This is a genomic window from Sphingomonas ginsengisoli An et al. 2013 (genome assembly GCF_009363895.1).
Lineage (GTDB): Bacteria > Pseudomonadota > Alphaproteobacteria > Sphingomonadales > Sphingomonadaceae > Sphingomicrobium > Sphingomicrobium ginsengisoli.
Map to the genome: position 1 here is coordinate 1,450,620 of NZ_CP045434.1, position 20,960 is coordinate 1,471,579.

25 protein-coding genes are annotated in these 20,960 nt (G+C 68.4%); 15 read left to right on the plus strand and 10 right to left on the minus strand.

The window, feature by feature from the left end; translation table 11 throughout:
- Positions 1 to 73 precede the first annotated feature (73 nt).
- The 5 genes from GCU42_RS15355 to GCU42_RS15515 all read right to left on the minus strand — a co-directional run bounded on the left by GCU42_RS15355 (position 74) and on the right by GCU42_RS15515 (position 2,298).
- Positions 74 to 916, minus strand: a complete 843-nt coding sequence (locus tag GCU42_RS15355) for a PEPxxWA-CTERM sorting domain-containing protein (RefSeq protein WP_152569485.1) — start codon at positions 914 to 916, stop codon at positions 74 to 76.
- 379 nt (positions 917 to 1,295) lie between these two features.
- The gene (locus GCU42_RS06915) at positions 1,296 to 1,538 is read right to left on the minus strand and encodes a hypothetical protein (RefSeq protein ID WP_114226840.1); all 243 of its coding nucleotides are present in this window, start codon (positions 1,536 to 1,538) and stop codon (positions 1,296 to 1,298) included.
- A complete protein-coding gene (locus GCU42_RS06920) occupies positions 1,538 to 1,969 on the minus strand; it encodes a PspC domain-containing protein (protein ID WP_114226841.1) in 432 nt (143 codons plus the stop codon). The genes GCU42_RS06915 and GCU42_RS06920 overlap by 1 nt, the downstream gene beginning before the upstream one ends.
- A gap of 25 nt (positions 1,970 to 1,994) precedes the next feature.
- The gene (locus tag GCU42_RS06925; protein WP_114226842.1) at positions 1,995 to 2,174 is read right to left on the minus strand and encodes a hypothetical protein; all 180 of its coding nucleotides are present in this window, start codon (positions 2,172 to 2,174) and stop codon (positions 1,995 to 1,997) included.
- Positions 2,167 to 2,298: a hypothetical protein gene (locus tag GCU42_RS15515; protein WP_275887904.1), complete on the minus strand. Its 132-nt coding sequence runs from the start codon at positions 2,296 to 2,298 to the stop codon at positions 2,167 to 2,169. Before GCU42_RS15515 ends, GCU42_RS06925 begins: the two co-directional genes overlap by 8 nt.
- 236 nt (positions 2,299 to 2,534) lie before the next feature.
- Here GCU42_RS15515 and GCU42_RS06930 point away from each other — a divergent pair, with 236 nt between their 5' ends.
- A complete protein-coding gene (locus tag GCU42_RS06930) occupies positions 2,535 to 2,783 on the plus strand; it encodes a hypothetical protein (protein ID WP_114226843.1) in 249 nt (82 codons plus the stop codon).
- A 23-nt stretch (positions 2,784 to 2,806) separates the two neighbouring features.
- Here the strand turns inward: GCU42_RS06930 and GCU42_RS06935 are convergent, their stop codons facing one another.
- A complete protein-coding gene (locus GCU42_RS06935; RefSeq protein WP_114226844.1) occupies positions 2,807 to 3,112 on the minus strand; it encodes a DUF3297 family protein in 306 nt (101 codons plus the stop codon).
- A 53-nt stretch (positions 3,113 to 3,165) separates the two neighbouring features.
- Positions 3,166 to 4,569 (minus strand): serine hydrolase domain-containing protein, encoded by a 1,404-nt coding sequence (locus GCU42_RS06940; RefSeq protein ID WP_114226845.1) that lies wholly within the window; start codon positions 4,567 to 4,569, stop codon positions 3,166 to 3,168.
- 78 nt (positions 4,570 to 4,647) lie between these two features.
- Between GCU42_RS06940 and GCU42_RS06945 the strand changes: the two genes are divergently transcribed.
- From GCU42_RS06945 to GCU42_RS15020, 6 genes are all read left to right on the plus strand, one after another.
- On the plus strand, positions 4,648 to 5,937 hold the full coding sequence (locus GCU42_RS06945; RefSeq protein WP_114226846.1) for a thiamine pyrophosphate-dependent enzyme: 1,290 nt from the start codon (positions 4,648 to 4,650) through the stop codon (positions 5,935 to 5,937).
- A complete protein-coding gene (locus GCU42_RS06950; RefSeq protein WP_114226847.1) occupies positions 5,937 to 6,950 on the plus strand; it encodes an alpha-ketoacid dehydrogenase subunit beta in 1,014 nt (337 codons plus the stop codon). Before GCU42_RS06945 ends, GCU42_RS06950 begins: the two co-directional genes overlap by 1 nt.
- A gap of 274 nt (positions 6,951 to 7,224) precedes the next feature.
- Positions 7,225 to 8,571 carry a dihydrolipoamide acetyltransferase family protein gene (locus tag GCU42_RS06955; RefSeq protein WP_114226848.1) on the plus strand — a complete coding sequence of 449 codons (1,347 nt, stop codon included), beginning with the start codon at positions 7,225 to 7,227 and terminating at the stop codon, positions 8,569 to 8,571.
- A 330-nt stretch (positions 8,572 to 8,901) separates the two neighbouring features.
- Positions 8,902 to 9,543, plus strand: coding sequence for a PEPxxWA-CTERM sorting domain-containing protein (locus GCU42_RS06960; RefSeq protein WP_246165648.1), 642 nt, complete (start codon positions 8,902 to 8,904; stop codon positions 9,541 to 9,543).
- Positions 9,544 to 9,568: 25 nt separating this feature from the next.
- Positions 9,569 to 10,270 carry a PEPxxWA-CTERM sorting domain-containing protein gene (locus tag GCU42_RS06965; RefSeq protein ID WP_114226850.1) on the plus strand — a complete coding sequence of 234 codons (702 nt, stop codon included), beginning with the start codon at positions 9,569 to 9,571 and terminating at the stop codon, positions 10,268 to 10,270.
- Positions 10,271 to 10,401: 131 nt separating this feature from the next.
- Positions 10,402 to 10,575: a hypothetical protein gene (locus GCU42_RS15020; protein ID WP_162789163.1), complete on the plus strand. Its 174-nt coding sequence runs from the start codon at positions 10,402 to 10,404 to the stop codon at positions 10,573 to 10,575.
- Positions 10,576 to 10,633: 58 nt separating this feature from the next.
- Here GCU42_RS15020 and GCU42_RS06970 read toward each other — a convergent pair whose 3' ends face one another.
- On the minus strand, positions 10,634 to 10,879 hold the full coding sequence (locus tag GCU42_RS06970) for a DUF6582 domain-containing protein (protein ID WP_114226851.1): 246 nt from the start codon (positions 10,877 to 10,879) through the stop codon (positions 10,634 to 10,636).
- A gap of 147 nt (positions 10,880 to 11,026) precedes the next feature.
- Here GCU42_RS06970 and GCU42_RS06975 point away from each other — a divergent pair, with 147 nt between their 5' ends.
- A complete protein-coding gene (locus GCU42_RS06975; RefSeq protein ID WP_114226852.1) occupies positions 11,027 to 11,983 on the plus strand; it encodes a sensor histidine kinase in 957 nt (318 codons plus the stop codon).
- A 25-nt stretch (positions 11,984 to 12,008) separates the two neighbouring features.
- On the opposite strand, the gene GCU42_RS06980 is transcribed toward GCU42_RS06975, so the two are convergent.
- Positions 12,009 to 12,566 (minus strand): FMN-dependent NADH-azoreductase, encoded by a 558-nt coding sequence (locus tag GCU42_RS06980; RefSeq protein WP_114226853.1) that lies wholly within the window; start codon positions 12,564 to 12,566, stop codon positions 12,009 to 12,011.
- Between the two features lie 102 nt (positions 12,567 to 12,668).
- Here GCU42_RS06980 and GCU42_RS06985 point away from each other — a divergent pair, with 102 nt between their 5' ends.
- A complete protein-coding gene (locus GCU42_RS06985; protein ID WP_114226854.1) occupies positions 12,669 to 13,082 on the plus strand; it encodes a winged helix-turn-helix transcriptional regulator in 414 nt (137 codons plus the stop codon).
- Position 13,083: 1 nt separating this feature from the next.
- Here GCU42_RS06985 and GCU42_RS06990 read toward each other — a convergent pair whose 3' ends face one another.
- Positions 13,084 to 13,722, minus strand: coding sequence for a DUF4142 domain-containing protein (locus GCU42_RS06990; protein WP_114226855.1), 639 nt, complete (start codon positions 13,720 to 13,722; stop codon positions 13,084 to 13,086).
- Between the two features lie 108 nt (positions 13,723 to 13,830).
- Between GCU42_RS06990 and GCU42_RS06995 the strand changes: the two genes are divergently transcribed.
- The 6 genes from GCU42_RS06995 to acs all read left to right on the plus strand — a co-directional run bounded on the left by GCU42_RS06995 (position 13,831) and on the right by acs (position 20,956).
- Positions 13,831 to 16,146, plus strand: a complete 2,316-nt coding sequence (locus tag GCU42_RS06995; protein ID WP_114226856.1) for a transketolase family protein — start codon at positions 13,831 to 13,833, stop codon at positions 16,144 to 16,146.
- 93 nt (positions 16,147 to 16,239) lie between these two features.
- Positions 16,240 to 16,626 carry a hypothetical protein gene (locus tag GCU42_RS07000; protein WP_114226857.1) on the plus strand — a complete coding sequence of 129 codons (387 nt, stop codon included), beginning with the start codon at positions 16,240 to 16,242 and terminating at the stop codon, positions 16,624 to 16,626.
- Positions 16,627 to 16,666: 40 nt separating this feature from the next.
- Positions 16,667 to 17,122, plus strand: coding sequence for a MaoC family dehydratase (locus GCU42_RS07005; RefSeq protein ID WP_114226858.1), 456 nt, complete (start codon positions 16,667 to 16,669; stop codon positions 17,120 to 17,122).
- Entirely contained in the window at positions 17,119 to 17,961 is an 843-nt protein-coding gene (locus tag GCU42_RS07010; protein WP_114226859.1) for an HpcH/HpaI aldolase/citrate lyase family protein, read from the plus strand. Before GCU42_RS07005 ends, GCU42_RS07010 begins: the two co-directional genes overlap by 4 nt.
- Positions 17,962 to 17,969: 8 nt before the next feature.
- Positions 17,970 to 19,031, plus strand: coding sequence for an NAD(P)-dependent alcohol dehydrogenase (locus GCU42_RS07015; RefSeq protein ID WP_114226860.1), 1,062 nt, complete (start codon positions 17,970 to 17,972; stop codon positions 19,029 to 19,031).
- Positions 19,028 to 20,956, plus strand: a complete 1,929-nt coding sequence (acs, locus tag GCU42_RS07020) for an acetate--CoA ligase (RefSeq protein ID WP_114226861.1) — start codon at positions 19,028 to 19,030, stop codon at positions 20,954 to 20,956. The genes GCU42_RS07015 and acs overlap by 4 nt, the downstream gene beginning before the upstream one ends.
- Positions 20,957 to 20,960 lie beyond the last annotated feature (4 nt).

The following is a 20,960-nucleotide window of genomic DNA, read 5'->3' on the forward strand; positions in this document are numbered from 1 at the left end:
ACCGGCCCGGCCAACGGAAAAAGGGCCCGGCGTTGCCGCCAGGCCCTTCCCGCTGACTGAAGAAGGGGGCTCGTCAGGCCGTCTTCAGTTGCAGCGTACGGGACGGTTTGCGCCGCATGGCCAGGCCGACGGCGCCGAAGCCGATCAGCATCAGCGCCCAGGTCGACGGCTCGGGCACCGCCGCTACCGCGGCGGAGGTCACGAAAGCCTCCGAATGGCCGATGTTGATCGTCCCGTTGAGCAACCGCGTCCCAGCCGCGAAATTGTTGAAGTTGAGCTGGATCGCGTTGGTCGCGGTGCCGATCGAGTTGATTCCGTCGCCCAGCATCGACTGCTGGTTGAAGATCAGCGACAGGCCGGCGACGCTGAAGGTCGTGTTGGGCGCCGCGCTGACCAGCGCATTCACGTCGATCCCGAGGCTGCCGAGCAGCGTACCCGTGATCCGCAACCCTTCGATGAACGACGATCCCGAGGTGGTCAGCCCGCCGGCCGAGCTCGCCTGCGAGGTCGAGGTGATGGTCGTCGCGCCGATGCTCAGCACGTTGGCGTCGAACAGCCCGGTCAGCCCCGCCGACAGATTGTTGATCGTCGAGGTCGCGGTGGCGCTGGTCGGGGTGCCCGCGGCGGTCGAGGTGATCAGGCCGGTCGACAAATTCTGGTTGAGCGGAACGACACCGCCGAGCGCGGCGGATTCGGTCACCGAGGCGACCTGGTTCGAATTGTTGTAGCTGGGCGGCGCACTGCCCGAGGCGGGGGCGACCGGGGCCACGGTCGCGGTGACGGTGGCGAGGCCGGGTACGGTCGCGGTCTCGTTGACCGACAGACCGTAAGCAGAACTGGACGCACTTTGTGCCAGCGCTGGAGTGGATGCTGCGAAGGCGGACAGTGCCGCCAGCATCGTTAGTGGCTTATTCATGATGAATCCTTTCACTTTTTTCTTCGGCTTATCCTCGTGTCGTTCTTCCGTTACTGCGTCGGAAAGGGGACTGTCCGACGCCTTACTTTTAGGGGATGAGCGATGACTGCGCAGCGCGCACGGCATGGCTGTACCGGCTCGGCACAGTTTATTGATTTGGCGCAAGTTTTCGTATGCTGGCGGACCATCGGCGGCCGCGCCAAGGTTCCGCGGCGTACCGAAGGGGCCGTCCTTTCGGTCGCTGGCGGACATTCGTCCGTTCTGGCGCGAAGGCCCCGGCGACCCGGTTCGCCGCGCGCGGGACGCAGAAAAGGGCGCGCCTCCATCCGGAAGCGCGCCCCGAGTCGCCAGTCGATCGGTGGCCGGTCGGCCTGACCCCTTAAAGGTCGATCCCGCTGGCGATCTGCTCGAGCTTGCGGACCCGTTCCTTCAAGTCCGCCATCTCGATCCGTCCGCCGGTGAAGGTCGGCACCGTGTCCTCGCGATAGCCCGGCGTCCCATGCGCCAGTTCCATCTTTTTGAGTTCGAGCCAGCCGTTCCAGCCCTTGAGCGCGGCCAGCGCGGCGAGCCCCAGCCCGACCAGGGTCAGCGCCCCGATCGTCAGCACCGTCTCGAAGCCCATCAGTTGGTCTCCTTTTCCGTCTTGCTGTCGTCGCGGCGCAGCGCCTCGATCTCGCGGGCCAGCGCGTCGCTGTCGGCACTGTGGAGGTGATCGTCGATCGCCATCAGCCGGCGGTCGGTCGCGTCGAGCTTGGTCCGGAGGTCATGGATCGAGTGGCGCGGGCCGTAGTCGGCCATCCGCTCATAGTCGCTGCGCCGTTCCGTCCGCCGCTCGGGAAGGCTCAGCCGGCCCTTGGCGATGGCGCCGACTCCGGCGCAGATGAGGTAGATGACGATCACGTTCCAGATAGTGATCACCGGCAGCAGCGGGGCCGCGGCGAAACCGATCCGGATGAAGGTCGGGTCGATATTGAAGCTGCGACCCAGCCCGGCGCACACGCCAAGCAATTTCTTGTCGCGGCTGTCGAGGGCGAAGGGGATGCGGCTCGTCATGGGAAAGGCGTCCTTGTGAAAAGGTCTAGCGTTTGATCGCGGCGAACAGCGCGGTCAGCGCGCTCGCGGCAACGATATCGAGGAAGTCGAGCGTCCGGCCGACCGGCCCCAGCTCGACGCTGTCCGAAGCCTCGGCCGGGATCGGCCCGAGCCACTCGAGCCGGCCCCGCCGGGGCTCCAGCGCGGTGGCGCCGGCCTCAAGCATTGGCGAGGGTCCGCATCGGCAGGCTGATGGCCTGGGCCTGCGCCGGAACGACCGCCGCGCCGACCGCGATGCTGCTCACCAGAATGGCGGCGACCGCGGCGAAGAATGAAGTCTTGGTGGTCACTGTTCTTACTCCCTTGTCTGTCCGCCGACTGGTTCGGCGAGGCATGACCATGACAATACAAGAGCCGTGCCAATCCACATTTTCCGCCCTTTTCTGACGATCCGTTCAGCTATGGCGGGGCAAGTTGGGATTTTGCACCACCTCGGCATGGGAGCCTGCGCCAACCCGGCGCCCAGGGAACCGCCAGGGGCCGAGGCGCGCTGTACCGGGCAGATCGAACTTCACGGGAGTGAGTGATGCTTGGAAAACTGGCCGGGGCGTTCCTCGGCAGCCGCGTGGCGGGACGCCATGAGGGCGTCAAAGGCGCCATCCTCGGCGCCGCCGGCGCACGGATCGCGGCGCGCGGGCTCGGCCCGGTCGGCACCGCGCTGACCCTCGCCTGGGGCGCGAAGAAGCTTTATCAGTGGAACCGCGACCGCAAGGCCGCGCCGGTCTATCCGCGCTCGGCGACCCCGGCCGGAATGCCGCGCACCAACAGCCTGTAGGAACGTCTCACGTCGGCGAGGCCTCAGGCCTCGTCGATGAGGTCCGTGCCGCCGTCGTCGCTCGCCTGCGTGCTTTCGGGCGCGGCGGCGCTGGCGTTCTGATAATAGGGCTCGACCTTGCCCTTGAGCTTCATCGTCATCGGGTTGCCGAAGCGGTCGCGGCTCTTGCCCGCGGCGACCTTGATCCAGCCTTCGCTGACCGAATATTCCTCGACGTTGGTCTTCTCGTTGCCGTTGAAGCGAATACCCACCCCGCGCTGGAGCAGGTCGGCATCGAAGTGCGGGCTCGACGGGTCGAGGCTGAGGCGATCGGGGGGCGTGTCGGACATGGCGCCGCCCTACCCCCGCTCCCGAACAGCGGTCAACCGCAGCGCCGTCCTGATCACGCCGGCGTGATCAGGAACTGCTCGAACCGCCCGTTCGCGCCCGGCTCGGTGAACACCGACAGGCTGAGCGTCCTGCCCGGATAGACCAGCTTGTAGCCGCGCGTCTCGAACCCGCCGCGCAGCGCCGGCGGCCCGGCCGAGACGATCGCGGTGGGCGCGCCCAGCGGCGCCAGGCTGCTCCGATAATCGGCGAGCACCTGCGGGGTGAAATAATAAGCGAGGTTGTCGGTCACCGCCGCCCGGTCGACCTCGCCGCGGCTGAGGCCCTCGAGCAGCCCCCGCACCCGCGCCGTCAGCGCATCGCCGCCCGGCACGGGATCGACCGCCTTCACCGGCAGGACGATCTCGGCCAGCTTCCTGGCGATGTCGGTGTAGGCGGCGCCCGACCAGCTGTTGGTCAGCACCACGATCGCCGCTTTCTCGTCGGGATAGACGTTGTTGGTCGACAGAAAGCCGACCGCCTCGCCGCCGTGGTTGATCACCCGCCGCCCGTCGACCTGGCGGACGAACACGCCCAGCCCGTAGCCGCTGTCCTTGCCGTCAGTGAGCTTGATCGTCCGCTCCTGCTCAGCCCAGGCGGCGGGGGGGAGGATCGTGCGGTTCAGCCGAGCGATGTCCCACTTGGCGAAATCCTCCGCCGTCATCGACAATTCGCCCGCAGCATAAAGCCAGCCCCGCGCCGGGGGGACGACCGGCCGCACCGGCCCCAGCGCCGCCCGCCCATAGCCCTGCGGAAAGCGCGCGCCATTCGCCAAATCCTGGTCGAGCACGCTGGTCATCCCCAGCGGCCGGAAGATGCGCTGCTGGAGGAAGGTGAGCAGTGGCATCCCCGCCACCTTCTCGACGATCATCCCCGCGACGACATAGCCGGTGTTCGAATATTGCCACTGCGTCCCCGGCGCGAAGTCGAGCGGCTTCTTCGCCCACCGGTCGACGATTCCCTGCGGCGTGACTGGCCGCGCCATCGCCGCGAAGCTGTAATCCTGCGGCCAATAATCCTGCAGCCCCGAAGTGTGGCTGAGCAATTGGCGCAGCGTGATCGTATCGCCGCCCGAAATGCCGGGCAGATATTTGCTCACCGTGTCGTCGAGCCGCAGCTTGCCCTCGTCGGCAAGGAGCAGGATCGCCGCGGCGGTGAATTGCTTCGAATTGCTGGCGATCTGGAATGGCATGTCGGCGCGGGCCAAAGGCAGCCGCTCCGACGCCTTGCCATAGGCCTTGGCCAAGACGACTCGGCCCCCGCGTACGATCGCGATCGACGCGGCGGGTACCTGATAAGTCTCAAGCGACTGCGTCACCGCGGCATCGATCCGCGCCTGTTCGGCGGCGGTGATCGGCTGGGCGGCAGCGGTGAGGGGAAATACGAAGAGCGCGGTGAGCGCGAGGAGGAGGCGGATCATGACGCTCACCCTAGCCCGGCCCCGGTCCGTGTCGAGCCCGGTTGCCGCTCCGGCGACTCCCGACTAAGCGCCAAGGCGATGAGTGAGGCACCCCCCACCGACCGCCGCAATGCGCCGGCCCTGTCCCTGCACGTGCCCGAGCCCGATTACCGGCCCGGCGACACACCCGATTTCTCCAAGGTCGTGGTGCCCGCCGCCGGCGCCGCGCCGCGGCCCGACACCGGCGCCCCGGCGCGCGAGACCTTTCCGCTGACCGACACGCTCGTTCGCGTCCTCGACGACCAGGGCCGCCCGGTCGGCCCGTGGGACCCTCGCCTCGACCCCGACACCCTGCGCAAGATGCTCAAGGACATGGTCACCGTGCGCGTCTTCGACGACCGCATGTACCGCGCCCAGCGGCAGGGGAAGACCAGCTTCTACATGAAGTGCACCGGCGAGGAGGCGATCGCGGTCGCCGCTGCCGCCGCGCTGGCCAGCGACGACATGTGCTTCCCGACCTATCGCCAGCAAGGCCTGCTGGTCGCGCGCGGCTATCCGCTCACTGACATGATGTGCCAGATCTACTCCAACGCGGGCGACAAGCTGCACGGCCGCCAGCTGCCGATCATGTATTCGGACAAGCCGCACGGCTTCTTCTCGATCTCGGGCAACCTCGGCACCCAATATCCGCAGGCGGTCGGCTGGGCGATGGCGTCGGCGATCAAGGGCGACAGCCGGATCGCGATGGGCTGGATCGGCGACGGCGCCACTGCCGAGGGCGACTTCCACTCCGCCCTTACCTTCGCCGCGGTCTACACCGCCCCGGTCATCCTCGCGGTGGTCAACAACCAGTGGGCGATTTCGAGCTTCTCCGGCATCGCCGGCGCCGAGAAGGCGACCTTCGCCAACCGCGCGGTCGGCTATGGCATCGCGGGGCTTCGCGTCGACGGCAATGACGCGCTCGCCGTCTATGCCGCGACCCGCTGGGCGGCCGAGCGCGCCCGCGCCAACCACGGCCCGACCCTGATCGAATACTTCACCTACCGCGCCGAGGGGCACAGCACCTCGGACGACCCGACCGGCTACCGCCCCGCGGGCGAGGCGCAGCAATGGCCGCTCGGCGACCCGATCGAACGGCTCAAGGCCCACCTCATCGGCGCCGGCGAATGGGACGAGGAGCGCCACGCCGACCTCGTCAAGACCGCCGACGCCGAGGTCCGCGCCGCGCAGAAGCAGGCCGAGGCGCAGGGCATCCTCCCCGACCAGGGTTTCGACCGCATCGGCTCGATGTTCGAGGACGTCTACGCCGACACCCCCTGGCACCTCGCCGAGCAGCGCGACGCCGCGCTCGGCGAAGCGCGCATCTACCTCGGTCGGGACGCCAGCTAATGCCTACCCGCAACATGATCGAGGCGATCAACGACGCCCACAAGGTGGTGATGGCCGCCGACCCCGACGTGGTCGTCTTCGGCGAGGACGTCGGCTATTTCGGCGGCGTCTTCCGCGCCACCGCCGGCCTCCAGGCCGAGTTCGGCAAGCAGCGCTGCTTCGACGCGCCGATCAGCGAAGGCGGGATCGTCGGCGCCGCGGTCGGGATGGCGGCCTATGGCCTCAAACCGCTGATCGAAATCCAATTCGCCGACTATATCTACCCCGGCTACGACCAGATCGTCTCCGAGGTGGCGCGGATGCGCTACCGCACCGCGGGCGAATGGACGATGCCGATGGTCATTCGCTCGCCCTATGGCGGGGGCATCTTCGGCGGCCAGACCCACAGCCAGAGCCCCGAGGCGCTGTTCACCCACGTCGCGGGCCTCAAGGTCGTCATCCCTTCGACCCCCTATGACGCCAAGGGCCTGCTGATCGCCGCGGTCGAGGACCCCGATCCGGTCGTCTTCTTCGAGCCCAAGCGCATCTACAACGGCCCGTTCGACGGCCACCACGACCGCCCGGTCAAGCCGTGGTCCAAGCACCCCGACAGCGAGGTGCCCGACGGCCACTACACTGTCCCGCTCGGCAAGGCGCGGATCGTCCGCGAGGGCCAAGACCTCACCGTCCTCGCCTACGGCACGATGGTCCACGTCGCCCTCGCCGCGGTCGAGGAGAATGGGATCGACGCCGAGGTCATCGACCTACGCACCCTCCTCCCGCTCGACATGGCGACGATCGAGGAAAGCGTGAAGAAGACCGGCCGCTGCCTCGTCGTCCAGGAAGCGACCAAGACCAGCGGCTTCGCGGCCGAGCTCGCGACCCTCGTCCAGGAACGCTGCTTCTATCATTTGGAAGCGCCGGTCGGCCGGGTCGCCGGGTGGGACACGCCCTACCCCCACGCCTACGAATGGATCTACTTCCCCGGCCCGATCCGGATGAAACAGGCTCTTGAAAAAGTGATGGCTGACTAAGGGTGAGAACTCCTATTCGGCAGTGGTCGGGATCGTCGTCAGGGCGCCGCCGACTAGGAACGCGGCGCAGCCGCGTAGCTGAAGCTACGCGCAAGCAAGTGACGACGTTCGGCGGCACCCTGACGGCGACCGCCAAGGCGGCGAAGTGGATTTGGCTGTCAGGGCTTCGTCGCTCGTCGATTGCGATGCGATCAGCATCGCGCTCTCCTCGCTTCTCGCCTGACAGCCAAATCGACTTCGTCACGACCACTGCCGAATAGGAGTTCTCACCCTCGTGGCTACGTATCAATTCAAGCTCCCCGACATCGGCGAAGGCATCGCCGAGGCCGAGATTGTCGCCTGGCACGTCAAGGTCGGCGACCGCGTCGAGGAAGACCAGCAGCTCGCCGACATGATGACCGACAAGGCGACCGTCGAAATGGAATCGCCCGTCGCCGGCACCGTCACCGGTCTCGCCGGCGAAGTCGGCGACCAGATCGCGATCGGCTCGGTGCTGGTGACGATCGAGACCGAAGGCGCGGCTGCGGCCGAGCCAGCCGCTCCGGCCACCCAGGAAGTCCCCCTGGCCGACGGCGCCGAAGTGCCGACGCCCGCGCAGGAAAAGGCCAATCCCACGCTCGAAGTGGCCGACACCGAACAACCCGCTCGTGCCGAGCGGAGGGCGCAGCCCGAAGTCGAGGTGCGCTCACCCGCGCCGGCTTCGGCAGAACGCCCCTCGACTTCGCTCGGGACGAGCGATGCGGGTGGCAGCGAGGCCGCGCACAAGCCCCAAATCCTCACCACCCCCGCGGTCCGCCAGCGCGCCCGCGACCTCGGCATCGACCTGGCGAACGTCAAAACCGCCGACGGCCGCCTCCGCCACTCGGACCTCGACGCCTACCTCCTCTACAACGGCGGCAGCGTCGCCGGTCGCGGCGCCGGCGCCCCGCGCCAGGACGAGGCGATCAAGGTCGTCGGCCTGCGCCGCAAGATCGCAGAGAACATGCAGGCGGCCAAGCGCCGCATCCCGCATTTCGCGCTGGTCGAGGAATTCGACGTCACCGCGCTCGAGGATGCGCGGGCAATGATGAACCGCGACCGCGGGTCGAACCCCAAGCTCACCATCCTCCCCTTCCTGATCACCGCGCTCTGCCGCGCCTTCGCCGATTTCCCGATGATCAACGCGACCTATGACGACGAGGCCAATGTCGTCACCCGCCACGGGTCGGTGCAGATGGGAATGGCGGCGCAGACCCCCGGCGGCCTGATGGTCCCCGTGATCCGCAATGCCGAGCGCCTCTCGATCTGGCAGCTCGCGGCCGAGATCGCGCGCCTCTCCGACGCCGCCAAGTCGGGCAAGGCGACCCGCGAGGAATTGACCGGCCCGACCTTCACCATCTCCTCGCTCGGCCCGATGGGCGGGATCGCCTCGACCCCCGTCATCTCCCCGCCGCAGGTCGCGACCATCGCGGTCAACAAGCTCGAGGAGAAGGTCGTGCCGCTCAATGGCGAGCTCGAGATCCGCAAGCGGATGAACCTCTCCCTTTCCTGCGACCACCGCGTGGTCGACGGCTGGGACGCGGCGAGCTTCCTTCAGGCCTTGAAGCCCCTGATCGAGAACCCGCTGCGCCTGCTCGCCTGACGCAGCGACGTCGGGCGCACTGTTGCCCCAAAAGCATATGACGATGCCAAACCCGATTTGGCACAGCTTTTGGACCAAATTAATTAATCGTTGAATTGACCGATTCAGTTAACACGGTTTAACAATCCTTCACCTTTCGGGGGAAGTGGTTGTTGCATTGCGTTTTTTCGTCGTCGGCCCCGTGTGGGCCGGCGCGATCAACAGTGATCGAAGCATCCGACATCGTCCGACAGCGCGAGGTCCGTCCAGCAGGTGGATGGACACCGTTTCCACTTGGGCTGGCTGTTTGGCCGTCCCCAGACTGAGGATGTTTCGATGCGTTGCTTAACCATGGCGTTTGTCGCCACCCTGGCCTTCGTCTCCGCCGCTCCCGCCGCCGCCCAGTCGGTCGCCTACAATGCCAACCCGACCACCGCCTTCACCTACGGCAGCGGCAATGATTATCTGCCCGCCAACGCCAGTGTGCTGACCGTCGGCGACAATCAGGCCGCCGTCCGCTTCCATCAGACCGGGCAGCAGGCGCTCGCTTCGGACAATGGCGTCTATTCGTTCGCGCTCGGCACCAGCAACATCAGCTTCGATTACGGCCTGTCGGGCTTCACCGACGCCAACGTCCTGCTGACCAACCTCACCACCGGCGGCACTGCCAGCTTCAACACCCTGCTGCTTGGCGACGCCAACGGCGCGCTGCCCGGCATCCAGCAGAGCGAGCAGCTCGGCTTCGGCTTCCTCAACGGGGGTTTCTTCAACCTCGGCAACATCAACTTCGACCCCAACGCCAACGCTACCTATCGGCTCGACCTGACCGCCGGCGGCAACACGCTGACCTCGTTCGCGCAGGTCGGCACCGGCTCCGTCGCCGCAGTGCCGGAGCCCTCGACCTGGGCGCTGATGCTGTTCGGCTTCGGCGGGATGGGGGTCGCGATGCGCCGCCAGCGCCGCGGCTCCGCCCTCCTCGCCCAGGCCGCCTGACCCCCTTTTTCCAGGAGAGAATACCATGCGTAACGTGATCCTCGGCGCGGCCCTCGCGCTCGCCGCCGTCCCCGCCTCGGCCCAGGTCGTCGACGGCCAGAACACCGGTGGCACCGAATATGCCGGCGGGGTCTCGGTCGCGAGCGATCCCAATGCACCGACGTCGAATTTCGGCACGCCGGGTAATACCGCCACCGCCGGCTATACGATCCAATTGAACGACACCAACGGCTCGCTCTACGGGCTGCTGACGCTCACCGACGGCTCGGCGGTCGGCTCGTTCGCGAACCTCTACTTCGACCTCGATCGCGCGACCCGCAGCGGGTCCGATCTCGGCTTCGAAATTGGTCAGAACGGGGTCAACGCCTTCATCCCCGAGAACGGATCGAAAGTCGCGCTCGACGCCTCGCTGTTCAGCGTGGCGACGACCGCCAACTCGCTCGAGTTCCGGCTCGACAACAGTCTGTTCAACGCGCCGATCGCCGGGCTGACGTACAACCCGAATGTCACCTTCACCGGCGACAATCGGCTCAACCTGTCGCAGAGCTTCAGTTACTCGGTCGCCGGCGGGACGAGCTATGGCGCGGGCCGCCTCGGGACCTTCGCCTCGACCGCCGCCGTCCCCGAGCCGTCGACCTGGGCGCTGATGCTGCTCGGCTTCGGCGGCATGGGGGTCGCGATGCGCCGCCAGCGGCGCTCGGCCACCCTCCTCGCGCAGGTCGCCTGACCGTTTCACCTCAGTATGCGTAACCCCGGGGAGGGCGCGGCCACGGCCTCGCCCTCCCTTATTTTGGCTCGCACCCGTTTTCCTTCACACGTCGGCTTGTCGACACAGTGTCGGCTCGCTACCGACGCGGCATGGAAGAGCAACAGGAGGCGGCCGGTCTGCGGGCCAAGGCGGACAAATGCCGTCGCCTCGCCGCGGGCATGGCCGACGAGGAAACCATCGCCGCCCTGCTCCGCCTTGCCGCCGCCTACGAGCAGCGCGCCGCCGAGATAGAAGGGGCCGGCACGCCTCCGCCGGCCGCCTGACGAACGCGGCCTTGTTCGCTGTCTCGCCGACCAGGCGGCCAGAGGGCCCGCGAACTGCTTACTTCTTCGCCTTGAGCTCGCGCCAGCTCTTTTCCTGCAGCTCGACCCCATATTTCTTCGCCGCGCGCTCGATCCGGCCCCACGCCGCGTCGCGCTCGGCATCGCTGACGTCCTTGACCTGGTTGAACCGCGCCACCGCGTTGCGGACATGGGCCGCATTTTCGAGCGGCTCCTTGCGCTCCTTGGGGAAGGCGAATTTGTCGTCGTCGAGATGGTTGCGCTCGTCTGCGGACAATGCGGTCATGGCCTTTTCTCCTCGCGCTCCTCAACGCGCGGCCGCCGCGGCGGTGCCGAACAGACCCGCTCAGCCTGGCCCACAGCGCCCATTGACCGCCGCCCGCGCCCACGCTTTGGCAGCGGCGGTCGTGCGTCGATGAGGAGCCCCTTGCCCATGCCTGAGCGCGGTGCGCGGCGACTGGTCACGCGGCACGAATTCTCGGGACTCGCCGAGGTCGCGATCGGCCTCCTCGTCGCCGCCCTCGCGGTGTTCATCCGCTACCACCTGCCCCTCCCGCCCCAGCAGCTGCCCACCGTCACCACCGTCATCGCGCTGGCGATCGTCACCGGCGCGGTGGGGACGCTCGCCGGGCTCACCACCGCCATCGTCGGCGGCGCGCTGTCCTGGTATTTCTTCTTCAACTCCGAGCGATGGGATTCGTCGGTCAACGGCTGGGTCCAGCTGCTCGGCTTCAGCGTGATCGCGCTGGTGATCGTCACCACCACCTCCTTCTTCCGCTCGAGCGAGCGCCAGCGCTACCGCCGCGAACTCGAGGTGCTGGCGCGAGAGACCGAGCAGGCCGAGCTGTTCGCGCGCGAGATGGCGCACCGCCTCAAGAATGCGCTGACCATCGTCCAGAGCCTCGCCTTCCAGACCTTCGGCCACGACACCGCCCTCGCCCGCACCTTCGCCGGCCGCCTCAAGACCATCGTCGAGGCCAATCAATTGCTCAGCGAGCATATCAGCCGGCCGACCGCCGACGTCCGCGAGGTGGTGAAGAGCGCGCTCAAGCTGTTCGACAGCCAGCGGATGGACATCCGCCACGACTGCACCACCTGCCTGATCACCGACAGCCAGGTCATCTCGCTGGCGATGGCGATCCACGAACTCGGCACCAACGCGGTCAAATATGGCGCCTGGTCGACCCCCGCGGGACTGGTCACCATCCGCACCGCCGACGCCGGCGAGTGGCTGCGCTTCAGTTGGGAGGAGAGCGGCGGGCCGCCGGCGGTGCCGCCCACCGCGACCGGTTTCGGCACCCGCCTGCTCCACCGCGCCGGGCGCGAAGTCGCACTCGACTACGCGCCCGACGGTCTCCGTTACTCCGTGCTGCTGGCCCGCTCGGCCTGACCCGGGCGGGCTTGAGCGCGCTGGCTCAGGCCGCCAGCCGCTCGACCTCGCCGAGCGCCTGTTCGACCCCGCGGCTCTTCGCCTCGGCGCCCAGGTTCAGCCCGTCGGCACGGACGAACTCGGGCGTGATGCCGATGAAGGCGAAGATGATCCGCAGATAGCTTTCGAGATGCTCGAAATCGGCATTGCCCAGCTCGGCCCCGTACACCCCGCCGCGGCTCAGCGCGACGATCACCCGCTTGCCGCCGGCGAGCCCCTCGGGCTTGCCCTCGGCCGAGTAGCGGAAGGTCGTCCCGTTCGACACGATCCGGTCGAGCCAGGCCTTCAGCTGCGTCGGCAGCGTGAAATTATACATCGGCGCCCCGATCACCACCGTGTCGGCGGCCATGAAGGCGTCGAGCTCGGCATTGGGACCGAGATGCTCGAGCGTCAGGTGCGGCAGCGGGTCGGCGGTCAGGTCGCGCTCGACCACCTCGGCGCTCGGATCGCTGGCGGTCAGCTGCTTAACGATATGCGCGGTCAACTGGCGGCTCACGCTGTGCTCGCCGGTGATGCTGCTGTCGATGCGAAGAATGCGGCTCATGGTAGTCACCCTTGGTTATCTGGTAACGAAGCATTACCTAGGCACGAAAGGTAACCGCCGAAATCGTGCCGACAAGAAGGCACAGAAAGGGTATCGGGGCACATGGCTGTAACCGCCCACGCCGCGCAGAACGACACCGAGCTCGAATTACAGCTCGAATCCGCCGGCTGCCGCAACGTCTCGCCGGTCCTCAATCGGGTCGGCGACAAATGGTCGATGCTGATCGTGATGATCCTCGGCGAGGGCCCGCGCCGCTTCAACGAATTGAAGCGCCAGATCGACGGGATCAGCCAGCGGATGCTGACGCTGAGCTTGCGCAGCCTCGAGCGCGACGGCCTCGTCAGCCGCACCGTCGAGCCGACCGTCCCCCCGCGCGTCACCTATGCGCTGACCGAGCTTGGCGGCTCGCTCAAGGAGCCGGTCGAGGCGCTCGGCCGCTGGGCGATGGCGCACATCGCCTGCATCCGCGCCGCCCAGCAACGCTTCGACGCGCGACTGGACGGGACGGAAGGCTGACCTAGCCGCGCTCGCCCGGCCGGGTCGGCGCCGGGGCGGGCGCCATCGGGGCGCTGCCCATCGGGCTCATCATCGGCGCGGTCGTGTTGAGCGCCTGCGCTTCGGCCAGATGCTGCTGGATCAGCGGCACCGCCGCCGCCGCATTCTGCCGCAGCGCAGGCACATCCCCGCTCGCGGCATAGTTCTGATTGAGTTGCAGCGCCGCCTGGTGGGCCTGGATCTGCATCGCCTTATAGGCATCATCGAACGCCTGGCCCGAGCCGGCGGCGCGCAGCTGGTCGAGCATCTGCTGCTGCTGCGGCAGCATCGTCATCGGCGGCGGCGGCAGCCCGGCGCTCTGAGTCGCCGACATCAGCGCGGCCGAGGTCTGCTGATGTGCAGCAATCATCATGTTGGCGTAATTCTTGAGCGGGGTGTTGGCCGAGGCGGTCAGCGCCAGCTGGCTCGCCTGGATCTCGAACTGGTCGCCGCTAGCGGCCATCGGCACATAGCCTGACGCCATCAGCGGGTTCGACGGATCACCCGCCATCGCTCCGCCCGGGGCCATCGGCCCGGCCGGCGCCATGGGGTCGTCGCGGTTCATCGTGTTGCAGCCGGCCAGCGCGAGGCCGGCGGTCATCATTAGGGCAAGGGCACGCATTTTCGCTGATCTCCCGGGGTTTCCTGGCAGTGATGCAACCACGCGCCGCCGCGGTGGTTCCGATTGCCCGCTTGGCCTTGCTGGCCCCGGCGGCTAGGCGCTTCCCCCATGCTCAAGCCCGCCGCGCCGCCCGCCGACCTTGCCGCCTTGAAGGCCGTCGAGGAGCGGCTGCGCTGGCTCAGCGCCTGGACCATCCACCACGCCAACCACCTGCGCGACAGCCCCGACGGCCTCAAGGTCGGCGGCCACCAGGCGAGCTGCGCCTCGATGACCGCGATCATGGCCGCGCTCTACTTCCATGCGCTCGGCCCCAACGACCGGGTCGCGGTGAAGCCCCACGCCGGCCCCGTCCTCCACGCGATCCACTATCTGCTCGGCAGCCAGACCCGCGTGCAGCTCGAGAATTTCCGCGGCTTCGGCGGGATGCAGAGCTACCCCAGCCGCACCAAGGACCGCATCCCCGTCGACTTCTCGACCGGCTCGGTGGGCCTCGGCGTCGCCATCACCGCCTTCGCCAGCCTGGTCCAGGATTGGCTGAGCGCGCGCGGCTGGCTGGCGGACGAAGATCGCGGCCGCTTCGTCTCGCTGATCGGCGATGCCGAGCTCGACGAAGGCAACATCTACGAGGCGCTGATCGAGGGCGCCAAGCACGACGTCCGCAACCTGTGGTGGATCGTCGACTACAACCGCCAGAGCCTCGACGCGACCAGCACCGACCGCATGTTCGAGCGGTTCGACGACATCTTCCAGGCATGCGGCTGGCGCACGGTCGAGCTGCGCTACGGCAAGCGCCTCAGCGCCGCGCTCGCCGAGCAGCCGGCGGTCGCCGACTGGCTCGACCGCCTCCCCAACGCCGACCATAGCGCCCTGACCTATCAGGGCGGCGCCGCCTGGCGCGCCCGCCTCGAGGCCGAGCTCGGCGATCAGGCCGCCCCCTTTCTCGCCGGCCACGACGACGCCCAGCTCGGCAGCCTGATGGCCGACCTTGGCGGCCACTGCATGAAAACGCTGGTCGAAGCATTCGACGCCGCCAGCACCGACGACGTGCCCACCCTGTTCATCGCCTGGACGATCAAGGGCTTCGGCCTCCCCTTCGCGGGCCACAAGGACAATCACGCGGGCCTCATGAACCCGACCCAGATGAGCGCGCTCCGCGACCAGATGGGCATCGCCGAAGGCACCGAGTGGGAGCCGCTCGGCTCCTTGGGCGGCAATGCCCGCGCCGGGGTCGAGGCGCTGCTCGCCGACGCCCGCATCGCCCGCGACAAGCGCCCGCGCTCCTTCGGCCAGCTCGCCATCCCCGCCATCCCCGCCCCCGCCGGCGAGGAGCAGAGCACCCAGGCCGCCTTCGGCCGCATCCTCCTCGACCTCGCCAAGTCGGGTCACCCGCTCGCCGACCGCATCCTCACCACCTCGCCCGACGTCACCGTCTCGACCAACCTCGGCGCCTTCGTGAACCAGCGCGGGCTGTTCCGCCGCCGCGAGGTCGCCGACGCCTTCGCCAAGGCCAGGATCCCCAGCGCACAGAAATGGGGGATGACCGCCACCGGCCAGCACGTCGAACTGGGCATCGCCGAGAGCAACCTGTTCCTGATGCTCGCCGCCGCGGGCCTCGCGGGCGACCTGTTCGGCCAGCGGCTGGTGCCGATCGGGACGCTCTACGACCCGTTCATCGCCCGTGGCCTCGATGCGCTCAACTACGCCTGCTACCAGGACGCCCGCTTCCTCCTCGTCGCCACCCCGAGCGGCCTCACCCTCGGGCCCGAGGGCGGCGCGCACCAGTCGATCAATCCGCCGCTGATCGCGCTCGGCCAGCCGGGCCTGCGCCATTACGAGCCCGCCTTCGCCGACGAGCTCGCCCTGTTCATGCACGAGGCGTTGCGGCTGATCGACGATCCCCAAGGCGAGAGCACCTACCTCCGCCTCTCCACCCGCAACCTCGTCCAGCCCGAGCGCGACGGCGACGGCTGGCAGGCCGACGCGCTGCAAGGCGCCTACTGGCTGCGCGAACCCGGGCCCAATAGCGAAGCCGCGATCGTCGCGATGGGCGCGGTCATGCCCGAGGCGCTCGCCGCCTGGGAGGAGCTGAGCGCCGACGTCCCCGGCCTCGGCCTTCTCTCGGTCACCTCGCCCGACCTCCTCCACCGCGGCTGGACCGCGGCGCAGGCCGCCCGCTGGCAGGGCCGCCGCGACCCCAGCCATGCCGAGCGCCTGCTCGGCCGCCTCTCGCGCGGCGCGGGCCTCGTCACCTTGTGCGACGCCGCCCCCGCCTCACTGTCGTGGCTCGGCGGCGTTCTCGGCCAGCGCGTCGCCCCGCTCGGGGTCGAGCGGTTCGGCCAGACCGGCAACCTCCCCGACCTCTACGCCGCCTACCGGCTCGACGGCGACGCCATCACCGAGGCGATCGCCGAACTGCTCGTCTGAAAATTCATTCGGTAGCGAAACGAAGCGGCAAATTTTTCCTACAATCGAAGGGCGCGCCGGGGGGCGTGCCAACCGACTGGAGTCGCCCGACATATGAGCAAGGTGGTCCGTTTCCGCTCGCCCGAACAATTCCGTCAGCACGCCGTGATCGCGGTCGCGCCCGAGCGCCGCTCGATCCGCCGCACCGCCTGGCGGCATGAGGACCCGGTCCTCGATCCGACCGATAATGTCCTCCTCCAGCGCATCTCCGACGAGCTCGAATTCGCCTGGCGCCAGATCGACGGCGCGCGCGGCAACCTGTCGCGAGACAGCGTCACCGCCTTCCGCCACGGCGCCTCGCTCGCGACCATCGACGCGGTCGGCCAGGCGCTCGGCCAGCTCGCCGTCGTGCTCCGCTCGGCCGATCCCGAGGCCGCGGTCGGGCGGGTACTGATGCCCGACCTGCGCGGCCGCCTCCAGCGGACTGGCGGGATTCTCTAGCAGGTTGGCAATCGGGGCACGGCTCGCCTAAGCGGGAGCCATGCCCGGACGCTATTTCGACGAATGGCAGGTCGGCGACACGGTCGCCCACCCGATCACCCGCACGGTCACCGAGACCGACAACCTCCTCATCTCGACGCTGACCCACAACCCGCAGCCGCTCCACCTCGACGCCGAGGCCGCCAGGGCAAGCGAGTTCGGCCAGATCCTCGTCAACAGCTGCTTCACCTTCAGCCTAGTGGTCGGGGTCTCGGTCGCCGAGACCACCATGGGCGTGCTCGTCGCCAACCTCGGCTTCGACGCGGTCAAATTCCCCAAGCCCGTCTTCGTCGGCGACACGCTGCGGGTCGAGAGCGAGGCGGTCGCCTTGCGCGAAAGCAACTCGCGCCCGACCGCCGGCCTCGTCACCTGGGAGCATCGCGCGATCAACCAGCGCGGCGAAACCGTCTGCACGATGCAGCGCACCGCCATGCTCCACAAGAAGCCCGCGGCATGAGCGGCCCCGCCCCGCGCAGCTGGCTGTTCGTCCCCGCCGACAGCGAAAAGAAGATCGCCCGCGCGCTCGACTGCGGCGCCGACGCGATCATCTTCGACCTTGAGGACAGCGTCGCCCCGTCCGAGAAGCCGCGCGCCCGCGACATCGTCAAAGGCCTCGGCCCGTCCGAGCGCAGCCAGCTTTGGGTCCGCATCAACCCCCTCACCAGCGAGTGGCACAAGGACGACCTCGACATCCTCGGCAATGCCGCGGTCCACGGCATCGTCCTCCCCAAGGCCGAGAGCGGCGCCGACGTCGAGACCCTCGCCCACCGCACCGGCAACATTCCCATCCACGCCATCGTCACCGAGACCGCCGCCAGCCTGTTCGGCTTGCTCAGCTACCGCGGCCAGAATGCCTTGAGCGCGATGAGCTGGGGCGCCGAGGACCTCTCCGCCGACCTCGGCGCGAGCGCCAAGACCGACGAGGACGGCGCGCTCTCTTTCACCTACCGGCTCGCCCGCTCGCTCTGCCTCGCCGGCGCCCGCGCCGCCGGGGTCGCGGCGATCGACACCGTCTTCACCGACTATCGCGACGAGCCTGGCCTCATCCTCGAGACGCTCGCCGCGGCGCGCGAAGGGTTCGACGGCAAGCTCGCCATCCACCCGGCGCAGGTCGGCCCGATCAACGAGGCTTTCACCCCCGGCGCCGACGAAGTCGCCCACGCCCAGGCGGTGGTCGACGCCTTCGCCGCCCAGCCCGACGCCGGGGTGCTCAGTTTGGACGGCCGGATGATCGACCGCCCGCATCTTCTCCAGGCCCAGCGCGTTCTCGCCCGGACCACTCCTCCGACAGAATAGGACCACCCATGGGAACCGCCGCCATCGGCTGGGGCACCGACGCCCCCGACCAGCCCTTGAAGCCGATCGCCTTCGAGCGCCGCGACCTCCGCCCGAACGACGTCGCGATCGACATCAGCCACGCGGGCATCTGCCACTCGGACCTCCACACCTGCCGCAACGACTGGCGCGGCACCCGCTACCCCGTCATCCCCGGCCATGAGATCGTCGGCACCGTCACCGCGATCGGCGCCGAGGTCACCCGCCACCGCGTCGGCGACACCGTCGCGGTCGGTTGCATGGTCGACAGCTGCATGGAGTGCGACCAGTGCCTCGAGGGGTGGGAGATCTTCTGCCGCAAGGGCTGCGTCCAGACCTACAACAGCAAGGACTATCACGACGGCACCGTCAGCAAGGGCGGCTACACCGACCATATCGTCGTCCGCGACCACTTCGTCCTCAAGGTCCCCGCCGGCATGGACGTCAGCCGCGTCGCCCCGCTGCTGTGCGCCGGCATCACCACTTACTCGCCGCTGCGCCAATATGACGTCGGCCCCAACAGCAAGGTCGCCGTCGTCGGCCTCGGCGGCCTCGGCCACATGGGGGTCAAGCTCGCCGCCGCCTTGGGCGCGCACGTCACCATGATCACCACCACCCCGGCCAAGGGCGAGGACGCCCGCGCGTTGGGCGCGCACGACGTCATAATCTCGACCGACAAGGCGCAGATGAAGGCCGCCGCGACCCGCTTCGACTTCATCTTGAACACGATCCCCGTCAGCCACGAGATCGACCCCTATCTCGAACTGCTCGGCCGCTCGGGGCGGATGGTGATCGTCGGCGCGCTGATGGAGATGCCACCCTTCACCGGCGGCAAGCTCGTCTTCTGGAACCGCGCGGTCGGCGGCTCGGCGATCGGCGGCATCCCCGAGACGCAGGAGATGCTCGACTTCTGCGCCGCCAAGGGCATCTATCCCGAGATCGAGACGATCCGGATGGACCAGGTCAACGACGCCTATGAGCGCCTGCTCAAGAACGACGTCCGCTATCGCTTCGTGATCGACATGAGCACGCTGGAGAAACCGCAGGCATGACCGCCACCGTCCACCCGGTCCCGGAGCATTTCAAGGCACGGATCGGGCCGGACGAGGCGGCTGCCCTGCGCGACCACTATGCGCGCGACCCCGACGGCTTCTGGCTGGAGCAAGCGCGCCGGCTCGACTGGTCGCGCGCACCCACTCAGGCGGGCGACTGGAGCTTCGCCAAGGACGACTTCCACATTCGCTGGTATGCCGACGGGCAGTTGAACCTCTCGGTCAACTGCCTCGACCGTCACCTCGCCGCCCACGGCGACAAGACCGCCCTGATCTTCGAGCCCGACGAGCCCGGCACCGGCCACGCCTGGACCTACCGCGCGCTCCACGAAGAGACCTGCCGCTTCGCCAACCTGCTGCGCCAGCAGGGCGTCGGCCGCGGCGACCGGGTGATGATCTATTTGCCGATGATCCCCGAGGCGGCGGCGGCGATGCTCGCCTGCGCGCGGATCGGCGCGGTCCATTCGGTGGTGTTCGGCGGCTTCAGCCCCGAAAGCCTCGCCGGCCGCATCGCCGACTGCGGCGCGGTCGCGCTGATCACCGCCGACCAGGGCGTCCGCGGCGGCAAGGTCATCCCGCTGAAAGCCAACGTCGACAAGGCGCTCGAACAAAGCGTGGGCATCCGCAGCGTCATCGTCATCCGCCGCACCGGCGCCGAGGTGCCGATGACGCACGGCCGCGACCTCGACTATTCCACCGTCCGCGACAGCCTCGCCACCGAGGCTGAGCCCGAAGCGATGGACGCCGAGGACCCGCTGTTCATCCTCTACACCTCGGGCTCGACCGGCAAACCCAAGGGCGTCGTCCACACCGTCGGCGGCTACAGCGTGTGGGCGGCGACCACCTTCGACTGGATTTTCGGCGCCACCGACAACGACATCTTCTGGTGTACCGCCGACATCGGCTGGATCACCGGCCACACCTATGTGGTCTACGGCCCGCTGATGAACGGCGCGACCAGCGTGATGTTCGACGGCGTCCCCAACTACCCCGACTTCGGCCGCTTCTGGGAGACCTGCGACCGCCTCGGCGTCACCATCTTCTACACCGCGCCGACCGCCATCCGCGCGCTGATGCGCGAGGGCGACGCCCCGGTGAAGGCGCACAGCCGCCAGAGCATCCGGTTGCTCGGCACGGTCGGCGAGCCGATCAATCCCGAGGCGTGGAACTGGTATAACGAGGTCGTCGGCGAGGGCCGCTGCCCGATCGTCGACACCTGGTGGCAGACCGAGACCGGCGGCGCGCTCATCTCGCCCCTCCCCGGCGCTACCCCGACCAAGCCCGGCTCGGCCACCCAGCCGCTCCCCGGGATCGAGCTCCTCCTGCTCGACGCCGAGCACAACGTCCTCACTGGCCCGGCCAGCGGCAATCTGTGCATCCCGGTCTCTTGGCCGGGACAGATGCGCACCGTCTGGGGCGACCACGAGCGCTTCTTCCAGACCTATTTCACCGCTTACCCCGGGCTCTACTTCACCGGCGACGGCTGCCGCCGCGACGAGGATGGCTATTACTGGATCACCGGGCGGGTCGACGACGTCATCAACGTCTCGGGCCACCGGGTCGGCACCGCCGAGGTCGAAAGTGCTTTGGTCGAGCATCCCGCGGTCGCCGAGGCGGCAGTCGTCCCCGTCCCCCACGACATCAAGGGCCAGGCGATCCACGCCTTCGTCACCCTGACCGCCGGCACCGAAGGCTCCGACACCCTCCGCCAGGAATTGAACGCCGAGGTCCGCAAGCATATCGGCGCGCTCGCCATCCCCGAGCGCATCCAGTTCACCCCCGCCTTGCCCAAGACCCGCAGCGGCAAGATCATGCGCCGCATCCTCCGCAAGATCGCCGAAGGCGACCTGGGGGCGCTCGGCGACACCTCGACGCTCGCCGATCCCTCGGTGGTCGACGCACTCGTCGCGGGACGCTCGGGCTGAACCG

Bases quoted from the DNA above. Each gene is read 5' to 3' on its own strand.
- acs (WP_114226861.1), top strand. From the start codon at position 19,028: ATGACCGCCACCGTCCACCCGGTCCCGGAGCATTTCAAGGCACGGATC.
- GCU42_RS06985 (WP_114226854.1), top strand. From the start codon at position 12,669: ATGGCTGTAACCGCCCACGCCGCGCAGAACGACACCGAGCTCGAATTA.
- GCU42_RS15020 (WP_162789163.1), top strand. From the start codon at position 10,402: ATGGAAGAGCAACAGGAGGCGGCCGGTCTGCGGGCCAAGGCGGACAAA.
- GCU42_RS07015 (WP_114226860.1), top strand. From the start codon at position 17,970: ATGGGAACCGCCGCCATCGGCTGGGGCACCGACGCCCCCGACCAGCCC.
- GCU42_RS06995 (WP_114226856.1), top strand. From the start codon at position 13,831: ATGCTCAAGCCCGCCGCGCCGCCCGCCGACCTTGCCGCCTTGAAGGCC.
- GCU42_RS15355 (WP_152569485.1), bottom strand. From the start codon at position 916: ATGAATAAGCCACTAACGATGCTGGCGGCACTGTCCGCCTTCGCAGCA.
- GCU42_RS06975 (WP_114226852.1), top strand. From the start codon at position 11,027: ATGCCTGAGCGCGGTGCGCGGCGACTGGTCACGCGGCACGAATTCTCG.
- GCU42_RS07000 (WP_114226857.1), top strand. From the start codon at position 16,240: ATGAGCAAGGTGGTCCGTTTCCGCTCGCCCGAACAATTCCGTCAGCAC.
- GCU42_RS06950 (WP_114226847.1), top strand. From the start codon at position 5,937: ATGCCTACCCGCAACATGATCGAGGCGATCAACGACGCCCACAAGGTG.
- GCU42_RS06940 (WP_114226845.1), bottom strand. From the start codon at position 4,569: ATGATCCGCCTCCTCCTCGCGCTCACCGCGCTCTTCGTATTTCCCCTC.
- GCU42_RS06920 (WP_114226841.1), bottom strand. From the start codon at position 1,969: ATGACGAGCCGCATCCCCTTCGCCCTCGACAGCCGCGACAAGAAATTG.
- GCU42_RS07010 (WP_114226859.1), top strand. From the start codon at position 17,119: ATGAGCGGCCCCGCCCCGCGCAGCTGGCTGTTCGTCCCCGCCGACAGC.
- GCU42_RS06970 (WP_114226851.1), bottom strand. From the start codon at position 10,879: ATGACCGCATTGTCCGCAGACGAGCGCAACCATCTCGACGACGACAAA.
- GCU42_RS06965 (WP_114226850.1), top strand. From the start codon at position 9,569: ATGCGTAACGTGATCCTCGGCGCGGCCCTCGCGCTCGCCGCCGTCCCC.
- GCU42_RS06980 (WP_114226853.1), bottom strand. From the start codon at position 12,566: ATGAGCCGCATTCTTCGCATCGACAGCAGCATCACCGGCGAGCACAGC.
- GCU42_RS06990 (WP_114226855.1), bottom strand. From the start codon at position 13,722: ATGCGTGCCCTTGCCCTAATGATGACCGCCGGCCTCGCGCTGGCCGGC.
- GCU42_RS07005 (WP_114226858.1), top strand. From the start codon at position 16,667: ATGCCCGGACGCTATTTCGACGAATGGCAGGTCGGCGACACGGTCGCC.
- GCU42_RS06915 (WP_114226840.1), bottom strand. From the start codon at position 1,538: ATGGGCTTCGAGACGGTGCTGACGATCGGGGCGCTGACCCTGGTCGGG.
- GCU42_RS06945 (WP_114226846.1), top strand. From the start codon at position 4,648: ATGAGTGAGGCACCCCCCACCGACCGCCGCAATGCGCCGGCCCTGTCC.
- GCU42_RS06935 (WP_114226844.1), bottom strand. From the start codon at position 3,112: ATGTCCGACACGCCCCCCGATCGCCTCAGCCTCGACCCGTCGAGCCCG.
- GCU42_RS06930 (WP_114226843.1), top strand. From the start codon at position 2,535: ATGCTTGGAAAACTGGCCGGGGCGTTCCTCGGCAGCCGCGTGGCGGGA.
- GCU42_RS06925 (WP_114226842.1), bottom strand. From the start codon at position 2,174: ATGCTTGAGGCCGGCGCCACCGCGCTGGAGCCCCGGCGGGGCCGGCTC.
- GCU42_RS06960 (WP_246165648.1), top strand. From the start codon at position 8,902: ATGGCGTTTGTCGCCACCCTGGCCTTCGTCTCCGCCGCTCCCGCCGCC.